Origin of the sequence: Nonomuraea endophytica (genome assembly GCF_014203235.1) — a bacterium.
GTDB lineage: Bacteria > Actinomycetota > Actinomycetes > Streptosporangiales > Streptosporangiaceae > Nonomuraea > Nonomuraea endophytica.
The window spans coordinates 117054-135522 of the sequence record NZ_JACHIN010000007.1; the positions used below are offsets into that span (position 1 = coordinate 117054).

19 protein-coding genes are annotated in these 18469 nt (G+C 69.3%); 6 read left to right on the forward strand and 13 right to left on the reverse strand.

Annotated elements, in window-relative coordinates; all coding sequences use genetic code 11:
* The 3 genes from HNR40_RS25640 to HNR40_RS25650 form a co-directional block, all read right to left on the reverse strand.
* Complete coding sequence (locus HNR40_RS25640; protein WP_246509479.1) at positions 1-984, reverse strand: DUF1838 family protein; 984 nt, start codon at positions 982-984, stop codon at positions 1-3.
* 127 nt (positions 985-1111) lie between these two features.
* On the reverse strand, positions 1112-1555 hold the full coding sequence (locus HNR40_RS25645; protein ID WP_184965584.1) for a DUF3598 family protein: 444 nt from the start codon (positions 1553-1555) through the stop codon (positions 1112-1114).
* A 23-nt stretch (positions 1556-1578) separates the two neighbouring features.
* Complete coding sequence (locus HNR40_RS25650) at positions 1579-2376, reverse strand: SAM-dependent methyltransferase (protein ID WP_184965586.1); 798 nt, start codon at positions 2374-2376, stop codon at positions 1579-1581.
* A 241-nt stretch (positions 2377-2617) separates the two neighbouring features.
* Between HNR40_RS25650 and HNR40_RS25655 the strand changes: the two genes are divergently transcribed.
* Genes HNR40_RS25655 through HNR40_RS25675 form a run of 5 tightly spaced genes read left to right on the forward strand, consistent with a single transcriptional unit; the run spans position 2618 to position 7022 of the window.
* Positions 2618-3616 (forward strand): ABC transporter substrate-binding protein, encoded by a 999-nt coding sequence (locus tag HNR40_RS25655; RefSeq protein ID WP_184965588.1) that lies wholly within the window; start codon positions 2618-2620, stop codon positions 3614-3616.
* The gene (locus HNR40_RS25660) at positions 3613-4422 is read left to right on the forward strand and encodes an ABC transporter permease (protein ID WP_184965590.1); all 810 of its coding nucleotides are present in this window, start codon (positions 3613-3615) and stop codon (positions 4420-4422) included. The genes HNR40_RS25655 and HNR40_RS25660 overlap by 4 nt, the downstream gene beginning before the upstream one ends.
* Positions 4419-5174 (forward strand): ABC transporter permease, encoded by a 756-nt coding sequence (locus HNR40_RS25665; protein ID WP_184965592.1) that lies wholly within the window; start codon positions 4419-4421, stop codon positions 5172-5174. Before HNR40_RS25660 ends, HNR40_RS25665 begins: the two co-directional genes overlap by 4 nt.
* On the forward strand, positions 5171-6625 hold the full coding sequence (locus HNR40_RS25670) for a dihydroorotase (protein ID WP_184965594.1): 1455 nt from the start codon (positions 5171-5173) through the stop codon (positions 6623-6625). The genes HNR40_RS25665 and HNR40_RS25670 overlap by 4 nt, the downstream gene beginning before the upstream one ends.
* Positions 6615-7022, forward strand: a complete 408-nt coding sequence (locus HNR40_RS25675) for a pyridoxamine 5'-phosphate oxidase family protein (RefSeq protein WP_184965596.1) — start codon at positions 6615-6617, stop codon at positions 7020-7022. The genes HNR40_RS25670 and HNR40_RS25675 overlap by 11 nt, the downstream gene beginning before the upstream one ends.
* On the opposite strand, the gene HNR40_RS25680 is transcribed toward HNR40_RS25675, so the two are convergent.
* The 6 genes from HNR40_RS25680 to HNR40_RS25700 all read right to left on the reverse strand — a co-directional run bounded on the left by HNR40_RS25680 (position 7019) and on the right by HNR40_RS25700 (position 12033).
* Complete coding sequence (locus HNR40_RS25680) at positions 7019-7768, reverse strand: ABC transporter permease (protein WP_312896505.1); 750 nt, start codon at positions 7766-7768, stop codon at positions 7019-7021. The two genes, HNR40_RS25675 and HNR40_RS25680, sit on opposite strands and share 4 nt — an antisense overlap.
* Complete coding sequence (locus tag HNR40_RS25685) at positions 7765-8511, reverse strand: ABC transporter permease (protein WP_246509480.1); 747 nt, start codon at positions 8509-8511, stop codon at positions 7765-7767. Before HNR40_RS25685 ends, HNR40_RS25680 begins: the two co-directional genes overlap by 4 nt.
* The gene (locus HNR40_RS54930; RefSeq protein ID WP_246509481.1) at positions 8508-9485 is read right to left on the reverse strand and encodes an ABC transporter substrate-binding protein; all 978 of its coding nucleotides are present in this window, start codon (positions 9483-9485) and stop codon (positions 8508-8510) included. Before HNR40_RS54930 ends, HNR40_RS25685 begins: the two co-directional genes overlap by 4 nt.
* Before the next feature lie 21 nt (positions 9486-9506).
* Positions 9507-10244, reverse strand: coding sequence for an ABC transporter permease (locus HNR40_RS25690; protein ID WP_312896506.1), 738 nt, complete (start codon positions 10242-10244; stop codon positions 9507-9509).
* Positions 10245-10309: 65 nt separating this feature from the next.
* A complete protein-coding gene (locus HNR40_RS25695; RefSeq protein ID WP_184965598.1) occupies positions 10310-11080 on the reverse strand; it encodes an ABC transporter permease in 771 nt (256 codons plus the stop codon).
* Positions 11077-12033 (reverse strand): ABC transporter substrate-binding protein, encoded by a 957-nt coding sequence (locus HNR40_RS25700; protein WP_246509482.1) that lies wholly within the window; start codon positions 12031-12033, stop codon positions 11077-11079. Before HNR40_RS25700 ends, HNR40_RS25695 begins: the two co-directional genes overlap by 4 nt.
* 211 nt (positions 12034-12244) lie before the next feature.
* Here HNR40_RS25700 and HNR40_RS25705 point away from each other — a divergent pair, with 211 nt between their 5' ends.
* Positions 12245-13021: an ABC transporter ATP-binding protein gene (locus HNR40_RS25705; protein WP_246509483.1), complete on the forward strand. Its 777-nt coding sequence runs from the start codon at positions 12245-12247 to the stop codon at positions 13019-13021.
* A 363-nt stretch (positions 13022-13384) separates the two neighbouring features.
* Here HNR40_RS25705 and HNR40_RS25710 read toward each other — a convergent pair whose 3' ends face one another.
* From HNR40_RS25710 to HNR40_RS25725, 4 genes are read right to left on the reverse strand one after another with little or no spacing between them, the layout of a single operon-like run.
* On the reverse strand, positions 13385-13960 hold the full coding sequence (locus tag HNR40_RS25710) for a GTP-binding protein (RefSeq protein ID WP_184965600.1): 576 nt from the start codon (positions 13958-13960) through the stop codon (positions 13385-13387).
* Positions 13941-14345: a DUF742 domain-containing protein gene (locus tag HNR40_RS25715; RefSeq protein ID WP_214641576.1), complete on the reverse strand. Its 405-nt coding sequence runs from the start codon at positions 14343-14345 to the stop codon at positions 13941-13943. Before HNR40_RS25715 ends, HNR40_RS25710 begins: the two co-directional genes overlap by 20 nt.
* Positions 14346-14365: 20 nt before the next feature.
* Positions 14366-14788 (reverse strand): roadblock/LC7 domain-containing protein, encoded by a 423-nt coding sequence (locus HNR40_RS25720; protein ID WP_157250067.1) that lies wholly within the window; start codon positions 14786-14788, stop codon positions 14366-14368.
* Entirely contained in the window at positions 14785-18354 is a 3570-nt protein-coding gene (locus HNR40_RS25725; protein ID WP_184965601.1) for a nitrate- and nitrite sensing domain-containing protein, read from the reverse strand. Before HNR40_RS25725 ends, HNR40_RS25720 begins: the two co-directional genes overlap by 4 nt.
* Between the last annotated feature and the right edge of the window lie 115 nt (positions 18355-18469).

The window sequence follows — 18469 nt, forward strand, 5'->3', positions numbered from 1 at the left end:
TTACCTTCCGTTGGTGGTGCACCACTGGGCCCAGGTGGTGGCACCCCGGCCCAGTTGCTTGTTGTAGAACGACGACCAGGAGTTCTCGCTGGCGCCGGGGTCGGTGGGAGCGGCCTGGTAGAGCGGGTACTGCAGGTCGATCTTGGCACGCAGCCACGGCTCGACCTCAGCGTAGGAGTTGAGCGCCCAGCTTCGGGCGTGGTAGGTCAGCTGGCCCTGGACACTTTCCTCGGGCAGGCACATGAAGGGCGCCCACGGGCTGGTGCGGCTCCAGCTGATCTTGGTCTTCATGGCGCCGGTGGGGACGGTGCCGTCGACGGTGCGTGCGGCGCGCTCACGGTCGTCGACGTAGAAGTCGAACATCTCCATCGCGCTGTAGTAGCCGTTCTTGAGGCCGAAGCGCTCGCCGAGCGTGGTGCCGAAGTTGGTGTTGACCGGGATGTCGCTGGTCCACGCCGTTTCCTCGTGCCGCTGCTGCAGGGGTGGGCCGACGTAGGAGGGGGTGACGTTGAACGGGCCGAAGGCCACCCGGTCGTTGTTGATCGGCACGACCGGGTAGATCTTGCCGTCGACGGGGTTGGTCCACTCGGTGAGGATCTGCGTGGGGTTGGTGGGGCTGGTGTAGAAGACGATCTCGCGGGAGAGCTGGTGGATCTGCGTGGTGCCGGGCACGCGGTAGAGCCGGCGGATGTTGTAGCCCTCGAGGTTGAACAGCTTCTGGCCGTGGCGGATCTTGGGGTCGAGGGCGTTGCCCTCCACGTTCGCGTAGACCGAGCCGGAGATGCGGAAGACCATGTCCTGGCCGTCGGGGCGGCCCATGGACTGCAGCTGGAGCTGTCCGGCGTCGTCGGTGACCGTCCGGTAGATGGGGCCCGGGGCCCAGGGGTCGTCGATGTCGGCGGCGACTGCGGCGCCCGGTGCGAGACCGGTCAGCATGACGGCGGATAAGGCGATAGCGAAGGACAGACCACGGCGCTTCAACATCGTGTCTCCGGAGGTGGGGCGGCTATAGCGGGGGAAATACGATCATCATCGGAGAGACTCTGTCAACGCGCGTGTCGGCTCCGGGCAGAGCCCCCGGCCGCCGCGGATCGGGCGGCCGGGGCGGGGGTCAGGACACCCGTCGCTCGTCGATCAGCGTGCGCTTGACGCAGACGCCGCCCTTGACCCACTGCCACACGCGGCTCTTGCTCTTGCCGTCGTCGCTGAGCACGATCAGCTCGAACAGCCGCAGGTCCTCGTCGGCGGCCTTGTAGATCCAGCTCAGGTAGATCGTGGACGCGTCCAGCTCCCAGAACTCGCCCTTGATGCGCTCGGTGTCGAAGCCGCAGCGCCCGTTGCCCAGGTACGTGCCGGGGAACTGGAGCTCCTCGGTCCTGCCGTCGTCCCAGGTGTAGCGGTTGACCTGGTGATAGGTCTTGTCGTCCACGATGGTGCAGGTCAGGTGGGAGCGGTGGCGGTCGATCAGGTTGCCGTCCGCGTCAAGGTGGGTGTACGTGCCCTCCCACTCGCCCTCGTGGCGGGCGAGAAGCGGCATGTCATCACGAAGACCCATAGGAACACCTCTTGCAGGGTTGGTCATGGTTTGCGGCCGACGCCGGCGACCGCCAGTTTCAGCACCGGATGGCTCTCCTGGAACGGTTGATCGGGATCGGGACGCCAGTCAGGCACCCCTACCAGCCCGGGATCGACCATTTCAAGACCCGCGAAGAAGCGGGCGATCTCATCCTTGGTGCGGTATCGGGTGTTCCGTGCCTCCAGCAGCGAACGGCTCTGCTCGTCGCCCCTGTTCAGGAGGTGGTGGATGAACACGTAGCTGCCCGAGGGAAGGGCGGCGACGAGCTCCTTCGTGAGATGCCACGGATCCTCCTCGTCCTGGACGTGGTGGAGGATCCCGCAGAGGATCAGGCCGACCGGCCGCTTGAGGTCGATGTGCGCGAGCAGCTCGCGGTCGCCCAGCAGGGCCGCGGGCTCACGCAGGTCGGCGTGTACGGCGAGCGTATTGACATTCCTGGCCAGCAAGGCTCTGGCGTGGACCAGGACGTGCGGGTCATTGTCTACATAGGCGACACGCACCCCGGGATCAACCGAGTGAGCCACCTGATGCACGTTTTCGGCTGTCGGTAACCCCGTGCCGATGTCGATCAGCTGACGTAGACCGACCTCTCCGACCAGAAACCTGACGACCCTGCCCAGCACCGCGCGTTGCGCGCGCACCCCGATCTCGACACCGGGCATGAGCGCGCGGATGCGCTCACCCTCGGCCCGGTCGACACCGAAGTTGTCCTTGCCCCCGAGCAGGTAGTCGTACACACGAGCAGGGCTGGCCTCCGACAGATTCAGTCCGTAGGGAGCCTCACCATCGACGTCTGCCACGACACCCCTTACACCCAAACCTATGATCGCCCTCTGAGCCTATCCGGAAAGCCACCCTGCCACCTACACGACATACCAACATAAATACCCATAAAACCGGACAAAGTACGCGGTTTAATTTAAATCCGACGGTCAAAAGGCTAAAACTGACATATCCACTATATCTCCTTTAAATCTCTTCTCGTGCGTTACAGTGCGTGTCATCGTCGCTCACACCCCCTGGTTCATAAGGAGACACGGCATGCGGTTACGTGCCCTGGGGCGCACCGCCCTGATCGGCCTGGCGACAACCCTGGTGATTGCGGGGTGTTCTTCTGGATCCGGGACGGAAAGCAAACCGGGGGGTACGGCCAACGCGTCGGGTCTGGAGAAGACCTCGTTGCTCATCGGCCAGTACCCCGGAGCCGACTCGGCGCCCCTGTTCATCGCCATGGAACGCGGCTTCTTCAAGGAGCAGGGACTTGAGGTCAGGCAGGAGCCCATCCAGGCCCCGCAGGCTGTCTTGCCCAAGCTCAGCAACGGCCAGATGGACGTCGTCCTTGGCAGCTACGCCACCATCCTGACCATTCAGGAGGGCGGTTCGGAGAAGTTCAAGTACATCGCCGACTCCTATCAGGGAGCCAGTGGCGCGTTCGGTGTGATGGTCGCGAAGAATTCACCGATCAAGAAAATCTCCGACCTCAAGGGAAAGAAGATCGGCGTCAACGCGCTCAAGGGACTCGGCGTTCTCACCATGAACCCGCACCTGAAGATCAACGGCGTTGACCCGCAGAAGGACGTCACCTACGTCGAGATCGCGACCACCAACTGGCTGTCGTCGCTGGAGAAGGGCGACGCGGACGCGGTCTGGATGACCGACCCGTACGTCAGCGAGGCGGAGAGCAAGCTCGGCGCCACCATGCTGATCGACACCATGTCCGGCCCCACCGAGAGCCTGCCCATCACCGGCTGGGCCGCCACCGAGAAGTGGATCAGCGAGAACCCCAAGACCATGGCCGCCTTCCAGCGCGCGATGGCCAAGGCGCAGAACATCGCCGCCACCGACCGTGACGCGGTGACCGCGATCCTGCCCACGTTCACGAAGATCCCCAAGGAAACGGCCGCGACGATCAACCTCGGCAACTATCCGACCTCGCTGAACGCCCAGCGCATCCAACGCGTCGCCGACCTGATGGCCGAGTACGGCTTCCTGAAGGCGAAGATGGACGTGAGCACGATGATCGTCAATCCGCAGGGATGACCGCAGCGATCGACGGAACGCGGCGCGAGCGCGACCCGCTCGCCCGCGTCCCGATAGGGAAGATCACCCGCCACGTCGTCGGCGTGGCGGCTTTTCTGCTTCTGTGGGAGGTCGTCAGCCGGGCCGGGCTGTTCACCTGGCTGCCGAACGCCTCGGACTCGCTGATCAGGTTCGCGACGCTGGCCGCCGACCCCGTCTTCCTCGGCGACCTGGCCGCCACGCTGACCGCCGCGATCCTCGGGCTCGGGCTCGCGGTGCTGCTGGCCGTACCGGTGGGGCTGCTGCTCGGAACGGTGCCGGTGGTCGAGGAGACCACGCGCGCCATCGTCGAGTTCCTGCGGCCCATCCCGTCGGTCGCGCTGATCCCGCTGGCGCTGTTCTTCTTCACTCCGGAGATCAACGCCAAGATCGCGCTGATCGTCTACGCCGCGTCCTGGCCCATCCTCATCAACACCCTGTACGGCGTGCGCGACGTCGACCCGGTCGCCGCCGAGACCCTGCGCTCGTTCGGCTTCGGCGCGGGCGCGGTGGTGTGGCGGGTGGCGCTGCCGAGCGCGGCGCCGTTCATCTTCACCGGTGTACGGCTGGCCGCCTCGGTCACCCTCATCCTGGCCATCAGCGTGGAGTACTTCGTCGGCGGCGCCAGCGGCGTGGGCAGGTTCCTCATCGAGGCCAGCACCGGCATCGGCGAGTCGGCCATGCTCGACGTGATCGCGACGCTGATCTGGGCCGGGCTGGTCGGCCTGGTGGTCAACGCGGTGCTGCTGCGCGCCGAGCGGCGGCTGTTCAGGTGGCGAAGCGCATGATCAAGACTCTCGTCAAGCGGCTCTGGCTGATCCCCGTCGTCCTGGTCGGCTGGGAGCTGGCCGCGATGGCGGTCGCCAGCCCGTACTTCCCCGCGCCCTCGCGCATCATGGTGCGGCTGTATGAGATGTTCGCCGCCGAGGAGGCGATCGGGCACGTCTGGCCGAGCCTGGCCAGGGTGGTCGGCGCCTGGTGCGTGGCGGTACTGGTCGGCGTCCTGCTGGGCGTGGCGCTGGGGCGTACGCGGTGGCTGGCCGACTACATCGACCCGCTCGTGGAGTTCGGCCGGGCGGTGCCGCCGCCGGCGATGCTCCCGGTCTTCCTGGTGCTGTTCAGCATGGGCACCGAGGTGCAGGTGGCCACGATCATCTTCGGTGTCATCTGGCCGATCCTGCTGAACTCCATCGACGGCGCCCGCCACGTGGAGCGGATGCAGATCGAGACGGCCACCGTCTTCGGCATCCCCGCCCACCTGCGGGTCCTGCGCATCATCCTGCCCGCCGCGTCCCCCAAGATCTTCGCCGGACTGCGGCTGAGCGTCTCGCTGGCGCTCATCCTCATGGTCGTCTCCGAGCTCAAGGGCAGCACGGAGGGCATCGGCTACCTGCTCAGCCTCGCCTCCAACAATGCCGACATGCCCGCCCTGTGGGCCGGCGTCGTGATGCTCGGCGTGCTGGGCTTCGTTCTCAACTCCCTGTTCCTCATGGGCGAGCGCCGCGTCCTCGCCTGGCACCACAACCGGAGGCGGTCATGACAGACCTGCTGATCAGGAACGTGCGGGTCGTCACCCACGAGCGTGACGAACCCGTTGAGGCGGACATCGCGATAACGGACGGCCGCATCACCGCGGTCGCCCCCGGCCTGCCGCCCGGCGACGACGTCATCGAGGGGAACGGCAAGCTCGCCTTCCCCGGCGTGGTCGACGCCCACCAGCACTGGGGCATCTACAACGCGCTGGAGGAGGACGCCTCGACCGAGAGCCGGGCGGCCGCCCAGGGCGGCGTCACCACCGCGCTCACCTACATGCGCACCGGCCAGTACTACCTCAACCGGGGCGGCCCCTACGCCGAGTTCTTCCCCGAGGTGCTCGCCAGGGCCGAGGGCCGCGCCTACATCGACTACGGCTTCCACCTGGCGCCCATGTCGAGCACGCACATCGCCGAACTGCCCGACCTGATCGAGAAGCACGGCGTGCCCAGCTTCAAGATCTTCATGTTCTACGGCGGGCACGGCCTGCACGGCCGCTCCAACGACCAGAGCCGTTTCCTCATGCTGCCCGACGGCGAACGCTACGACTACGCCCACTTCGAGTTCGTCATGCGCGGCGTCCAGGCGGCCCGCGAACGTTTCCCCGACCTGGCCGACGAGATCTCGCTGTCGCTGCACTGCGAGACCGCCGAGATCATGACCGCCTACACCAAGCTGGTCGAGGAGGCCGGCGAGCTCAGCGGCCTGGCCGCCTACAGCGCCTCGCGGCCGCCGCACTCCGAGGGCCTGGCCGTCTTCATCGCCTCCTACCTGGCCCACGAGACCGGGCTGGCCAACATCAACCTGCTGCACCTGTCCTCGCGCAAGGCGCTGGACGCCGCGGTGCGCATGGCCGCCGCCTTCCCGAACATCGACTTCCGCCGCGAGGTCACCATCGGGCACCTGCTGGCCTCCGTCGAGACGGCGGAAGGGCTGGGCGGCAAGGTCAACCCGCCGATCCGGCCCCAGGAGGACGTCGAGGCACTGTGGGAGTACGTGCTCGACGGCACCGTCGACTGGGTGGTCAGCGACCACGCCTGCTGCCGCGAGGAGCTGAAGTACGGCGAGCCGAAGGACGACGTGTTCGTGGCCAAGGCGGGCTTCGGGGGCGCGGAGTATCTGCTTCCCGGGCTCGTCTCCGAGGGGCGGCGGCGCGGCCTGCCGTACGGGAGGATCGCGGCGCTCACCGCGTGGAACCCCGCGCGCAGGTACGGCCTGCGGGCCAAGGGCACGATCGCGCCCGGCTACGACGCGGACGTGGCGCTGCTGGACCCGGACCAGACGTGGACGGTGCACGCGGCCGACTCGGAGTCCACGCAGGAGTACACGCCGTTCGAGGGCTTCGAGCTGACGGCGCGGGTGACCGACACGTTCGTGCGCGGCCACCACGTCATGGACGCCGGTAAGATCATCGGCCGTCCCCTCGGCTCCTATCTCGTGAGGCCCGGTGTTCACTGAAGGCGAGCTCCTCTACCTGCGTGACCACACCATCGGCCGGCTGGCCAGCGCGGCCGCGGACGGGCGCCCGCACGTGGTGCCGGTGCGGTTCCGGCTGTCGGAGGGCGGGCGGTCGCTGGAGATCGGCGCGCGCGACCTGCCTGCCCGCGGGCAGCGGCGCGCCTACCGCGACAACGCCGCCGAGAACCCGGAGCTGGCGATCGTCGTGGACGACTACACCGAGGACGGCGTGCCGCGCGGCCTGCTCATCCGCGGCACCGCCAAGCTCCACGACAGCGGCGGCGAGCGGGTGGTGCGCGGCGGCGGGCCGCAGTGGCTCGAGCTGCTGCCCGCCTCGATCTCCTCGTGGGGCATCGACTCGGCCGGGTACGCGCCCCCGATCCGCCGCGCGTTCTAGCCGCCCTGCCAGGCCAGCACCCTGCGCTGAACGGCCAGCAACACCGCGTTGAGCACGTAGCCGAGCACCCCGATCAGCACCACCGCCGACCACATCCTGGGCAGGTCGCCGACCGCGTAGGCGTCCTGCAGCAGGTAGCCGATGCCGTTGGAGGAGCCGGGCATCAGCTCGGAGAAGACCATGAGGATCAGCGCCACGGACATGCTCAGCCGCAGCCCGGCGAACACCTTCGGCAGCGCCGACGGCACGAGCACCCGCCACAGCCGCTGGGCGGCGGTGAGCCGGAAGACCTGGGCGGTCTCCAGATGCCTCCGGTCCACGCCGCTGACGCCGTCGGCGGTGTTGAGCAGGATCGGCCAGAGCGTGGCGAAGGCGATCGTGGCCAGCTGCATCTGGGTGCCGACGCTGAGCAGCACGATGAAGACCGGCACCAGCAGCGGGGGCGGGACGGCGCGGAAGAGCTGCAGCACGGGGTCGGCGTAGGCGCGCGCCTTCGCCGACCGGCCCAGGACGAAGCCCAGGACCACTCCGGTGACCACCGCTCCGGCCAGCCCGGCGGCCAGCCTGCCCAGGCTCGGGGCGAGGTGCTCGACCGCCTCGTCGGTGAAGATGTAAGAGCCGGAGAACCACAACTCGTACATGCGGGCCGCGATCTGCGAAGGCGGCGGGAAGAAGCGGTTGCCCGCCGAGCGCGACAGCGCCTCCCAGGCCAGCGCGCAGGCGGCGAACACCGCCCAGCGGATCACCGGTGGGCCCAGAAGAACAGGCGGCGCTCGCCGCGTACCAGCAGGGTGTTGGCGAGCAGGCCGAGCAGGGCGGCCCAGACGGTGACGGCCAGCACCTCGGCCGTGGCGTCGGGGACGAACGTGGACTGGGCCACGTGCACCCCGATGCCCTGGCCGGTGCCCATGAAGATCTCGCCGGCGATGGTGGCGATCAGGGCTATGCCGGCCGCGAGCCGTACACCGGTGGCGATGAACGGCGCCGCGCTCGGCAGCGACACCCGCACCAGCACCGCGGCGCGGCCGAAGCCGAAGGCGCGCAGCGTGTCCACGGCCACCGGCTCGACGTCGCGCAGTCCGTACACGGCGTTGAACAGGACCGGCCACAGCGCGACGTAGGTGACGACCACGACCCGGGTGGCGCCGCCGGAGCCGAGCATCATGCCGACCAGCGGGAAGAGCGCGACGCCCGGCATCGGACGCAGGAACTCCAGCACCGCCCTGCTCGCCCGCTCCACGCCCGGCAGGCTGCCGAGCAGCAGCCCGGCCGGGATCGCGATGGCGGTGGCCAGGAGGGTGCCGCCCGCCCAGGTGAGCAGGGTGCCGGCGAGATGGGACAGGTAGCCGGGCTCCAGGGCGAGCGTGGCCGCCCTGGCCAGGACCTCCCCGGCGGGCGGCAGCGTGCCGCCGCTCGCCCGGCCCAGCACCTCCAGGCCGGCCAGCAACAGCGCGACGCCCACGGCGCCGCGCCAGCGCGAACCGGTCAACCGCCCGGGGTGTAGATGAGGTCGGTGGCCTTGAAATTGCCCTTGAGCAGGCCCTCGACCCTCATCTGGTCGATGACGCGCTGCAGGCGGGCGGCATCGGGCGCGGTCGGGAAGTCGACGAGCTTGATCGCCGCGGCGGTCGTGGCGTCCATCTTGGTGTAGGTGGGCAGTTGCAGGACCTTCTCGACGCTGACCCGGTCGGCGGCCAGGCTCTGCGCCTTGCCGAGCGCCGTGGCGAGGGCGGCGGCGGTCTTCGGGCGGGCGTCGATCCATTCCTGCTTGACGAAGTAGCCGGCGGTGGGCCAGTTCTGCGTGGTGCCGGAGGCCAGGTCGGTGACGAGGCGGAAGCCCTTGCCGGCCGCCAGGCTGGTGAACGGCTCGGTGAAGGCGGCGGCGTCCACCTGCCCCGCCTCGACGGCGGCGACCGTGTTCGGGACCGGCACCTGCACGTACTCGACCTTGGCCGGATCGGCGCCGGCGTCGCGCAGCACCGCGTTGAGCATGAGCGGCTGGACGTTCTTCAGCACGGCGACGGCGACCTTCTTGCCCTCCAGGTCCTTGACCGTCTTGATCGGCGAGGACTCCGGCACCATGACCGCCTGGACGCCGGGCTTGCCGACCGACCCCTCAGAGATGATCTTCAGTTTGGCGCCGTTGTCGATGATCTGCAGCAGGCTCACGTAGTTGGCGAAACCCAGGTCGACCTCGCCGCTGTTGAAGGCGACGCTTCCGGCCTTGCTGTCAGTGAAGAACTGCGCGGAAAGCTCGACGCCCTCGGTCGCGAAGACGCCCTTGTCGAGCCCCACGTGCAACCCCGCCTGGTCGAGGAACGGCAGCGCCATCGCCTTGACCACGCTCGACTCCTGACCGGTGGCCGTCTTGCCCGGTTCCGCCCCGCCCGTCCCCGAGCCGCAACCCGCCAGTGCCAAGGCGGCCACCAGACCAGCTAACAGCGACACTCGGGAGAATTTCATGAAATTTCCACCTCTTCCGGCTTACGCCCCCTGCCACCCGAGCAGGCGGCGCTCGATCACGACGAACATGGAGTTCACCACGTAACCGAGCAGACCGAGCAGCGCGATGGCGGCCCAGACCCCCGGGGTGTCGAACCCCCGCTGCGCCTGAAGCAGCTGATAACCGATCCCGTCGGTGCCGCCGAACAACTCGGAGATCACCATCATGATCAGTGCCAGCGAAAGACTCAACCGCAGACCGGCCAGGATCTTCGGCGCCGCCGCCGGGATGATGACCTTGCGTACCTGCTCCGCGCGGGACAGCCCGAACACGCGGGCCGTCTCGATCTGCAGGACCTCGACCGAGCGGGCGCCGTCGATGGAGTTCAGCAGCACCGGCCAGATCACGCCGAAGACGATCGCGGCCAGCTGCGTGGCCAGGCCGCCCTGCAGCAGCGCGAGGAAGAAGGGCAGCAGCAGCGGCGGCGGCACCGAGCGGCCGAACTGGATCAGCGGCCCGGCGTAGTCCTGGGCCGCCCGCGAACGGCCGATCAGCACCCCCGCCAGCACACCGGCCGCGGCGGCCAGCACCCATCCGGTGAACATGCGCGCCAGGCTCGGCAGCAGATTGGCCACCGCCTCGTCGGTCAGGAACAACCGGGCCGCCGGGCCGGAGAACCACAGCTCGCGCATCCGGCCCGCGATGGCGGTCGGCGGCGGAAAGTCGGTGTCGGCCTTGAGCCGCGTGAGCACCTCCCACACGACCAGCACAGCGGGCACGAACCACACCCTGTTCAGCACAGCGGGCACGGACCACGGCACGGACCACAGCCTGTTCGGCCCGCTCACTCGGCCACTCCCCTGCGCGCCTCGTGCCAGCGGAACAGGCGGCGCTCCGCCGCCACCAGCAGCGTGTTGGCCACCAGGCCCGCCGCGCCCGCCCAGAGGGTGGCGGCCAGCATGAGATCGGTACGGTTGCCGCTGCCCGCCTGGATGACGAAGACGCCGATGCCGGAGCTGCCCCCGGCCAGCAGTTCCGCGCTGACCGCGAGGATGAGGGCCACCCCGGCGGCGATGCGGACACCTGTGGCCACGAACGGGGCGGCGCTGGGCAGGCTGACCCGCCACAGCACCGCCAGCGGGCCGAAGCCGAAGCTGCGCAGGGAGTCCTTGGCCAGGGGGTCGACCTCGCGCATGCCGTACAGCGTGTTGATGAGGACGGGCCACACGGCGGCGTACACGATCACCGAGGCCTTCATCGCGACGTCGGCGGGGATGAGCAGGATCGCCAGCGGGATGATGGCCACCGACGGGATGGGACGCATGAACTCCAGCAGCGGGCGGGTCGCCCGCTCGGCGGCGGGCAGCGCGCCGAGCGCCACGCCGACGGGCACCGCGACGGCGACGGCGGCCAGCAGACCGAGCGCCCAGTTGAGCAGGGTGGCGGCGACGCCCGCCAGGAACCCGGGGTCGGCCAGGAGCAGCGCGGCCTCGACCAGGACGAGCGAGGGCGGCGGGAACACCACGCCCTCGGCCAGCCAGAAGCGCACGACCAGCTCGGCCACGAGCAGGAACGCGGCGACGCCCGCCGCGCCCCGCACGGCACGCACGCTCATCCGGTGGGGCTGACCAGGAGCGTCTTGACGTCCAGGGGCTGCTTGAGATACCCGAACTCCAGCATCAGGTCGGCCACCCGCTGCAGCCTGGCCGGGTCGAGGTCGGTCGGGAAGGTGCCCAGCGCGATCTTCGTGACCGCGGCCTGGTCGATCTTCGAGTAGGTGGGGATGATCGCGTCGACCACCGTGCGGTCACCGGCGGCCAGCTTCTGCGCCTTGCCGATCGCGCGCTGGAAGGCGGCGAGCGTCTTGGGGTTCTTCGCGACCCACTCGCCGGTGGCCATCCAGGCGGCGATCGGCAGGCCGGCGGTCGGCCCGGTCATGGTGTCGGCGAGTACGCGCAGGCCCGGCTGGACCTGTGTGGCGGTGATGAACGGCTCGGTCAGCCACGCGGCGTCGGCCTGCCCGGCGGCCAGCGCGTTGCCCATGTCGGGGAAGGGCTTCTCGATGAACTTCACCTCGCCCGGCGCCACGCCCGCGCTCTTCAGCGTCGAGGTGACGGCCAGCGTGCCGATGTTGTTGAGGGTGTTGACCAGGATCGTCTTGCCCTTGAGGTCGGCTACCGCCTTGATCGGGGAGTCCTTGGCCACCATGAGGTCGAAGGTGTTCGGGGCGGCGCCGTAGAGGTCGCCGACGACCTTGATCTTCTCGCCCCTGCCCGCGGCCAGGAACGTGGAGACGTAGTTGGTGTGGGAGATGTCGAGGGCCCCGCTCTTGATCTGCGGCAGCGCGACGGCGCCGCCCTGGATCGTGATCGGCTCGACGGTCAGGCCCTCTTCCTTGAAGTAGCCCTTGGACCGGGCGATGTAGAGCGCGGCCGCGTCGGGGATGGGCAGCGCGCCCACCTTGATGACGGGCTTCTCCAGCCCGCCGGTGGACGCCTGCTCGGCACCCCCGCACGCGGTCAGCGCCAGGGTGGTGGCGAGCAGGAGGGCGGGGATCGTACGTCTCATGGTGTGCGCTCCGGGGGGTGGGGAGGGCCTGCCGCAAGAGACGATATTTCATGACGCGCGGCTTTTCTGACACCTTTTCGACGAGTGAAATCCCCAATTCGGACTCAAAGGCACAAAGCAGCGCGAATTCTGGTCAATGCCAGCTATGGCCTCACAATTCGGGCCTCCGCTAGAGTCAGGGGGTCACTCGCGCCCCTCAAGGAACCCAGCCTTGCTCGAGATATCCAACCTCAGCCACACCTACGGCAGCGGCCCCAGCGCCCACCACGCCATCGAAGGCCTCTCCCTGAGCGTCGCCGACGGCGAACTGTTGTGCGTCGTCGGCCCCTCCGGCGCCGGCAAGTCCACGCTGCTGCGCAGCATCGCCGGCCTGCTCACGCCCACCGGCGGCGAGATCAAGGTCGACGGGCAGCTGGTCACCCACACACCCGACAACCTGGCCGTCGTCTTCCAGGACTACAGCCGCTCGTTGTTCCCGTGGATGTCGGTGGCCGACAACGTCGCCCTGCCGCTGCGCCGCAAGAACATGGACAAGAAAGCGCGCAGAGACGCCGCGCAGGAAGCGCTGGAGTCGGTCGGGCTGGGGGACGCGGGCAAGAAATACCCGTTCCAGCTGTCCGGCGGCATGCAGCAGCGCGTGGCCATCGCCCGCGCCCTCGCCTACCGGCCGACGCTCATGCTCATGGACGAGCCCTTCGGCTCCGTCGACGCCCAGACCCGCGAGGACCTCGAAGACCTCGTCCTGCAGGTGCGCGGCCACCACCAGATGACGATCGTGCTCATCACGCACGACATCGACGAGAGCGTTTACGTCGGGGACCGCGTGGTCGTCCTGTCCAAGGCCCCCGCCAACGTGGTCGGCGACCTGCCCGTGGACCTGCCGTCGCCCCGCGACCAGATCACCACCCGCGAGCACCCCGACTTCGTCCACCTCCGCGCCGAGGTGGGGCGTCTCGTCCGCGGCCTGGACTCCAAGACTCCTGCCTGACTTTCCCACAGGGCTGTCTTGTTTTTGAGTTACGGCAAGCCGCCCCACCCCCACCCGCCGCACGTGGCCGGTGACCTTCCAGGGGAACGCTCCTCCGCCTCCCCGGCCGGCCACCGCAACGTGCGCTCGCGCACCCGCTGAGCGGGAAAACCCGGCATGCCCAGAGGCTCTCCGCGTGGACCGCGCGAGGCTGGTTCACCGGGGTCAGGCGTGGGTTCACGCCGGGCCAGAGCGGGGTCCAAGCCAGTGCCCCTTGGGTGGGTTCTCGGCCAGGGGCGGCGGGGTGGGTTCTGGGCCTGTTTGGCAAGTTGGTTGGTTGGCCGGGCCTGGTCGGCTCGGCCAACTTTCCTGGGTTGTGGCGGGTTAGGCCGGGGCGATCTGGCGGGTCAGGGCGTGTTCGACCAGCGTGATCAGGGTGGACTTGACCGACTCCCGGTTGCGGGCGTCGAGGCGGACGATCGGGGTGCCGTCGCCGACCGTCAGTGCCTCGCGCAGTTCCCGCTCGTCGTGCAAAAAGGCGCCGTCCCAGCCGTTCACACCGACCACGAACGGCAGCTTGGCCTCTTCGAAGTAGTCGATGGCCGGGAAGCTGTCGGCCAGGCGGCGCGTGTCCACGAGGACCACCGCGCCGATGGCGCCGCGTACCAGGTCGTCCCACATGAACCAGAACCGGTGCTGACCGGGCGTCCCGAACAGGTACAGGATCAGGTCGCGGTCCAGCGAGACCCGGCCGAAGTCCATCGCCACCGTGGTCGTGGTCTTGTTGGGAGTGAGCGACACGTCGTCGACGCCGGCCGACGCGTCGGTCATGACGGCCTCCGTGGTGAGCGGCAGGATCTCAGAGACCGCTCCCACGAACGTCGTCTTGCCCACGCCGAAGCCTCCAGCCACGACGATCTTCGTCGAGGTGAGGCCGGCGCTAGAGCCTGCGAAGTCCACTGAGTACCCTTTCGAGCAAGTTGAGGTCCGGCTTCCCCGCGTCCAGCGCAGGCTGGTGCACGCGGATCAGGCCTTCCGACGCCATGTCGGCGATCAGCACCCGGACCACCCCGAGAGGTTGCCGTAAAAGGGCGGAGATCTCCGCAACCGACCGAACATTTCGTGTCAGCTGGATGATCGCCTGATACTCCGGACTCAAGAGGGAAATATCTTGGTATTCCGACGTCACGGAGGAAACCAGCGCCTCCATGGCGAACTTCATCCGCGGAGCGGTCCGCCCCCCGGTCACGGCATAAGGCCGCACCAGTGAGCTCGGCTTCTGCGGACGGGGCGCCGACGGATGCGGCGGAGTGCTATCACCAGCCCAACCCTGACCTGACACCATGATCTCCTGTCACCGCCCGGCTAGCGGGGGCGGGCCGCCTGCAGCTCCGCCCGTACGGCGGGCGTCAGCACCTGGCCGGCCCGCTCGACGAGGAGCGTCATCTGGTAGGCCACCAGGCCCATGTCGCAGTCCGGCGAGGCGAGCACCGCCAGACAGGATCCATCACTGATCGACATGATCATCAAAAGGCCGCGTTGCATCTCGATCACGGTCTGGGTGACCATGCCGCCCTCGAAGACGCGGGCCGCGCCCTGGGTCAAGCTGATCACACCGGAGGCGACCGCGGCGAGCTGGTCGGCCCGGTCCTTGGGGAACCCCTCGGAGAAGGCCAGCGGCAGACCGTCCGACGACACGACAACGGTGTGCGCGACACCGGGCACGTTGTTGACGAAATCGGTGATCAGCCAGCTGATGCCACGCGCTCCCTGGCTCAGTTCTCTCATTCCTTCTCCTTCAGATCCTCACGGCCCTGCCGTACACCCTGCTGGAAGCTGGAGAGCCTGCTGCGCAGGCGCTCGGGTGAGATCGACGGCGGCGGAGACGTCAATTGGGGCTCGGCGGAGCCCGCCGTGCCCGGCACCAGATTGGCCTTGGGCACGCGCCGCGGCAGGCCGGAGGCGGTGGTACCACCCCTGGCGGGCTCGGCGGCGGCCTGCGCGGCCTGGAATCCGCTGTCGGCCGGGGAGGACCAGGAAGCACCGGCGCCGGACTGCCCGGGCCTGCGCTGCGGCAGACCAGACCGGCCCACGCCACCCGCCTGCCCAGCGCCACCCGCACCACCGGCACCCGCGCCGGGACCACCGGCGCCGGGACCACCAGCACCAGGACCCGCATGACCGGGACCCGCGTTGCCGGAACCCATCTGGCCGGGACCTGCTTGGCCGGCGGCTCCGTAACCGGAACCCGCGTTGCCGGGGCCCGCCTGACCGGGGCCCGCTTGGCTGGGGCCGCCGTGGGTTGGGCTGTAGCCGGTGCCAGGAGCGCCCGAGCCCGCGTAGTCGGAGCCTGGGTAGTCCGAGCTGGAGCCTGGGTAGCCGGCGGGGTCCCCGTGGGTGCCTGGACCGGTGCCCGCGGGCGCGTAACCGCCCTGAGAGTCCCCGTGGCCGCCTGAGGCCGGGTGACCCGGGCCCTGACCGTAGCCCGAGCCCTGGCCGTATCCGGAGACCGGCGGGGGGCCGTCGGCCGAGATGACCGGGTGGGGCATGGTCGGGGGCGAGTCGGCCTCGTAGGAGTCGTAGGCGGGGCTGTTGCCGACCACGCCGAACGCGCCCGTCCCCGGACCGTTGAAGCCGTCGGAGGAGGCGGAACCCGGAGCTCCGGTGTAGCCGCCCTGTCCCACCGGGCCGAACGCGCCGGTCGAAGGACCGGAAAGCTCGGGGTCGGCGGGCGGCTCCTGGGCCTTCAGCGGGTCGGGCTCGGGGCGGCGGAACCAGTCGGAGCCCACCGACGAGAAGATCGGCAGGAAGTCCTCGCCCTCGGACTCCATGGGCGAGCTGTCGACCACGGGCAGCGGACCGGTGAGGTCCTGCGAGGCGTAGTCGGAGTTGTACGGCGTGAACAGCCCGTTGCCCGAGCCGTTGCCGTTGGGGGTCGAGGCGACCGACGGCCAGTTCGAGTCTTCGCTGAAGGACGGCCACCGCTGGTCGACCTCAAGCGGCGGCGGCTCCTCCGCGAAGGATGGCCAGCGCTGGTCGGCCGGGAGCGGCGGCGGCTGCTCGGCGAACGACGGCCAGCTCGCCTCGGGCGACTGCCCGGCGAAAGGCGACTGGTCAGCGAACGGTGATTGGCCGGGGAACGGCTGGCCTCCCGAAGGCGGCTGCTCGGCGTAGGGCTGGTCGGCGAAGTGCTGCTGGTCGGCGAAAGGCTGCTCGCCAAAGGCGGCGGGCGCCTGGTCGCCGGGCGAGTCCGCGTAAGGCTGCTTGCCCGCCTGTGACGGCTCCTCGCCGTACGGGGTCCAGCCGCCCGTGTCCGGCACCGGCATCGAGCCGGGCCACTGGGTGTCGGCCAGCGACTCGTGGGCGCGTACCTCGGGAGTGTCGGGGTTGGCGTAGGGCGGCGAGCCCAGCATGGCCGGGTCGAAGGTGGTGAAGCTGTCGTACTGCCCGCGCTGCTGCGGCACCATGCCGTTGGCGGCGGCGACGAGCATGTCGGGCAGCATGACCAGCGCGCTGAGCCCGCCGGTCTCCCGCATGCGGAGCTGGACCCTGATGCCGTGGCGCAGGGCCAGGCGGCCGACCACGAACAGGCCCATGCGCCGGGACACGGACACGTCCACGACGGGCGGGTTGGCGAGGCGCCAGTTGGCCTCGGCCAGTTCGTCGCCGCTCATGCCGATGCCCAGGTCGCTGATGGTGACGACGAAGCCGCCGTCGGCGGGGGCGCTGGTGACGCTGACCCGGCTCTCGCGCGGCGAGAAGGAGATCGCGTTCTCGATCAGCTCGGCGAGCAGGTGGACGGCGTCGGTGACGGCCGGGCCGACGATCTGGATGTCGGACGGGATCTGGATCTGGACCCGCTCGTAGTTCTCGACCTCGGACAGCGAGGCGCGGGCGATGTCGACCAGCGGGACGGGCTCGCTCCACTTGCGGGCGGCCTCCTGGCCGGCGAGGACCAGGAGGTTCTCGCTGTTGCGGCGCATGCGGGTGGCGAGGTGGTCGAGTCGGAAGAGGTTGGCGAGCCGGTTCTCGTCCTCCTCGCCCTGCTCCAGGCCTTCGATGAGCTGCAGCTGGCGCTCGACGAGCGTCTGCGAGCGGCGCGAGAGGTTGACGAACATGGAGTTGACGTTGGCGCGCAGCTTGGCCTCGTCGCCGGCCAGCCGGATCGCCTCGCGGTGGACCTCGTCGAAGGCCCGTGCGACTTCCCCGATCTCGTCCCGGGTGTTGACGCCGACGGAGGGGACCTCTGGGGTGGCGGCGCCGTCGCCGGACTCGCGCAGCACGCGGACGGTCTCCGGCAGCCTGGTCGTGGCCACCTGGAGTGCCTCGGCGCGCAGCCGGCGCAGCGGGCGTACCAGCGAACCGGCCACGCGGGTGGTGATCACCAGGACGAGGAGCAGCAGCACGAGGATGAGCGCGCCGGAGATGATGGCGTTGCGCTGCTCGGTGTCGCTCAGCTCACGGGTCTTGGTCACGACGGCCGTGGCGATGCCGTCCTCCACCTTGCGCATGGCGTTGACGGCCAGCGTGGTGCTGTCGTACCAGAACAACAGCTCACGGCGCGGGGTGGCGGTGATGTCGAGGTCGCGGATCTCCTTGTACTCGCGCAGCTGGGCCAGGGCGCGCTGGCGCATGGCGTCGGCGCGGTCGATGGCCGGGCCCTTGAGGGTGTCGTTGTACAGGGCGGAGTACTTGGACTGGGCCTCCTGCTCGAAGGTGGCCAGCTCGGCCTGCTGGGCGTTCCAGGAGCCGAGGAAGTCCGAAAGGTCGTCGTAGTCCAGCTTCCGCTCGACCAGCGCGACGACCAGGATGACCTGCTGGCGCGAGACCTCTTCCTTGGCCCGCTGGAGGGCGCCGAGGGCGGCCACGTCCTTGAGCAGGATGTCGTCGTCGCCGACCTGGCCGAGCTCGTCCTGGAGGTTCTCCAGGACGTCGATCATCGTCGAGTAGGTCCGGATCGCGGCTCGGGGCGGCACGCTGTCGCCCAGGATCGACTCGCGCAGCCCGTCGAGGCCGGTGAGCCAGCGGCGCATGTTCTCGACCTCTTGCCGCACGCGGGGCGAGTGCGCGTCGTCGATGGCGGCCGTGCTGTCGAGCACCTTGGTCTTGGCGCCGTCCACGACGGCGCGCTGGGTGCGCAGTTGCGCCATCCGGCTGGGCCGCCGCTGGTCGGCGATGTACCAGGCGGTGAGCGCGCGCTCCTTGCCCATCTCGTGGGAGAGCGCGCCGATGCGCTGGACCAGCTCGGCCACCTGGGTGAGCCGCCGGTACTCGGCGCTGGTGCCGATCGCGTTGGCAAGCTGAATACCGGCGAGGAGTACACCGACGATGGTGGGGATGAGGATCAGGGCCACCAACCGGGAGCGCACACGCCAGTTAGCCAGCCGGAACCGTCCGCCTGTGTACTCCCCTGGCGTCGCGTGCCGGGGGTTTTCCGTCCTCACTGACTCTCGCTACCTCTCGCGCTAC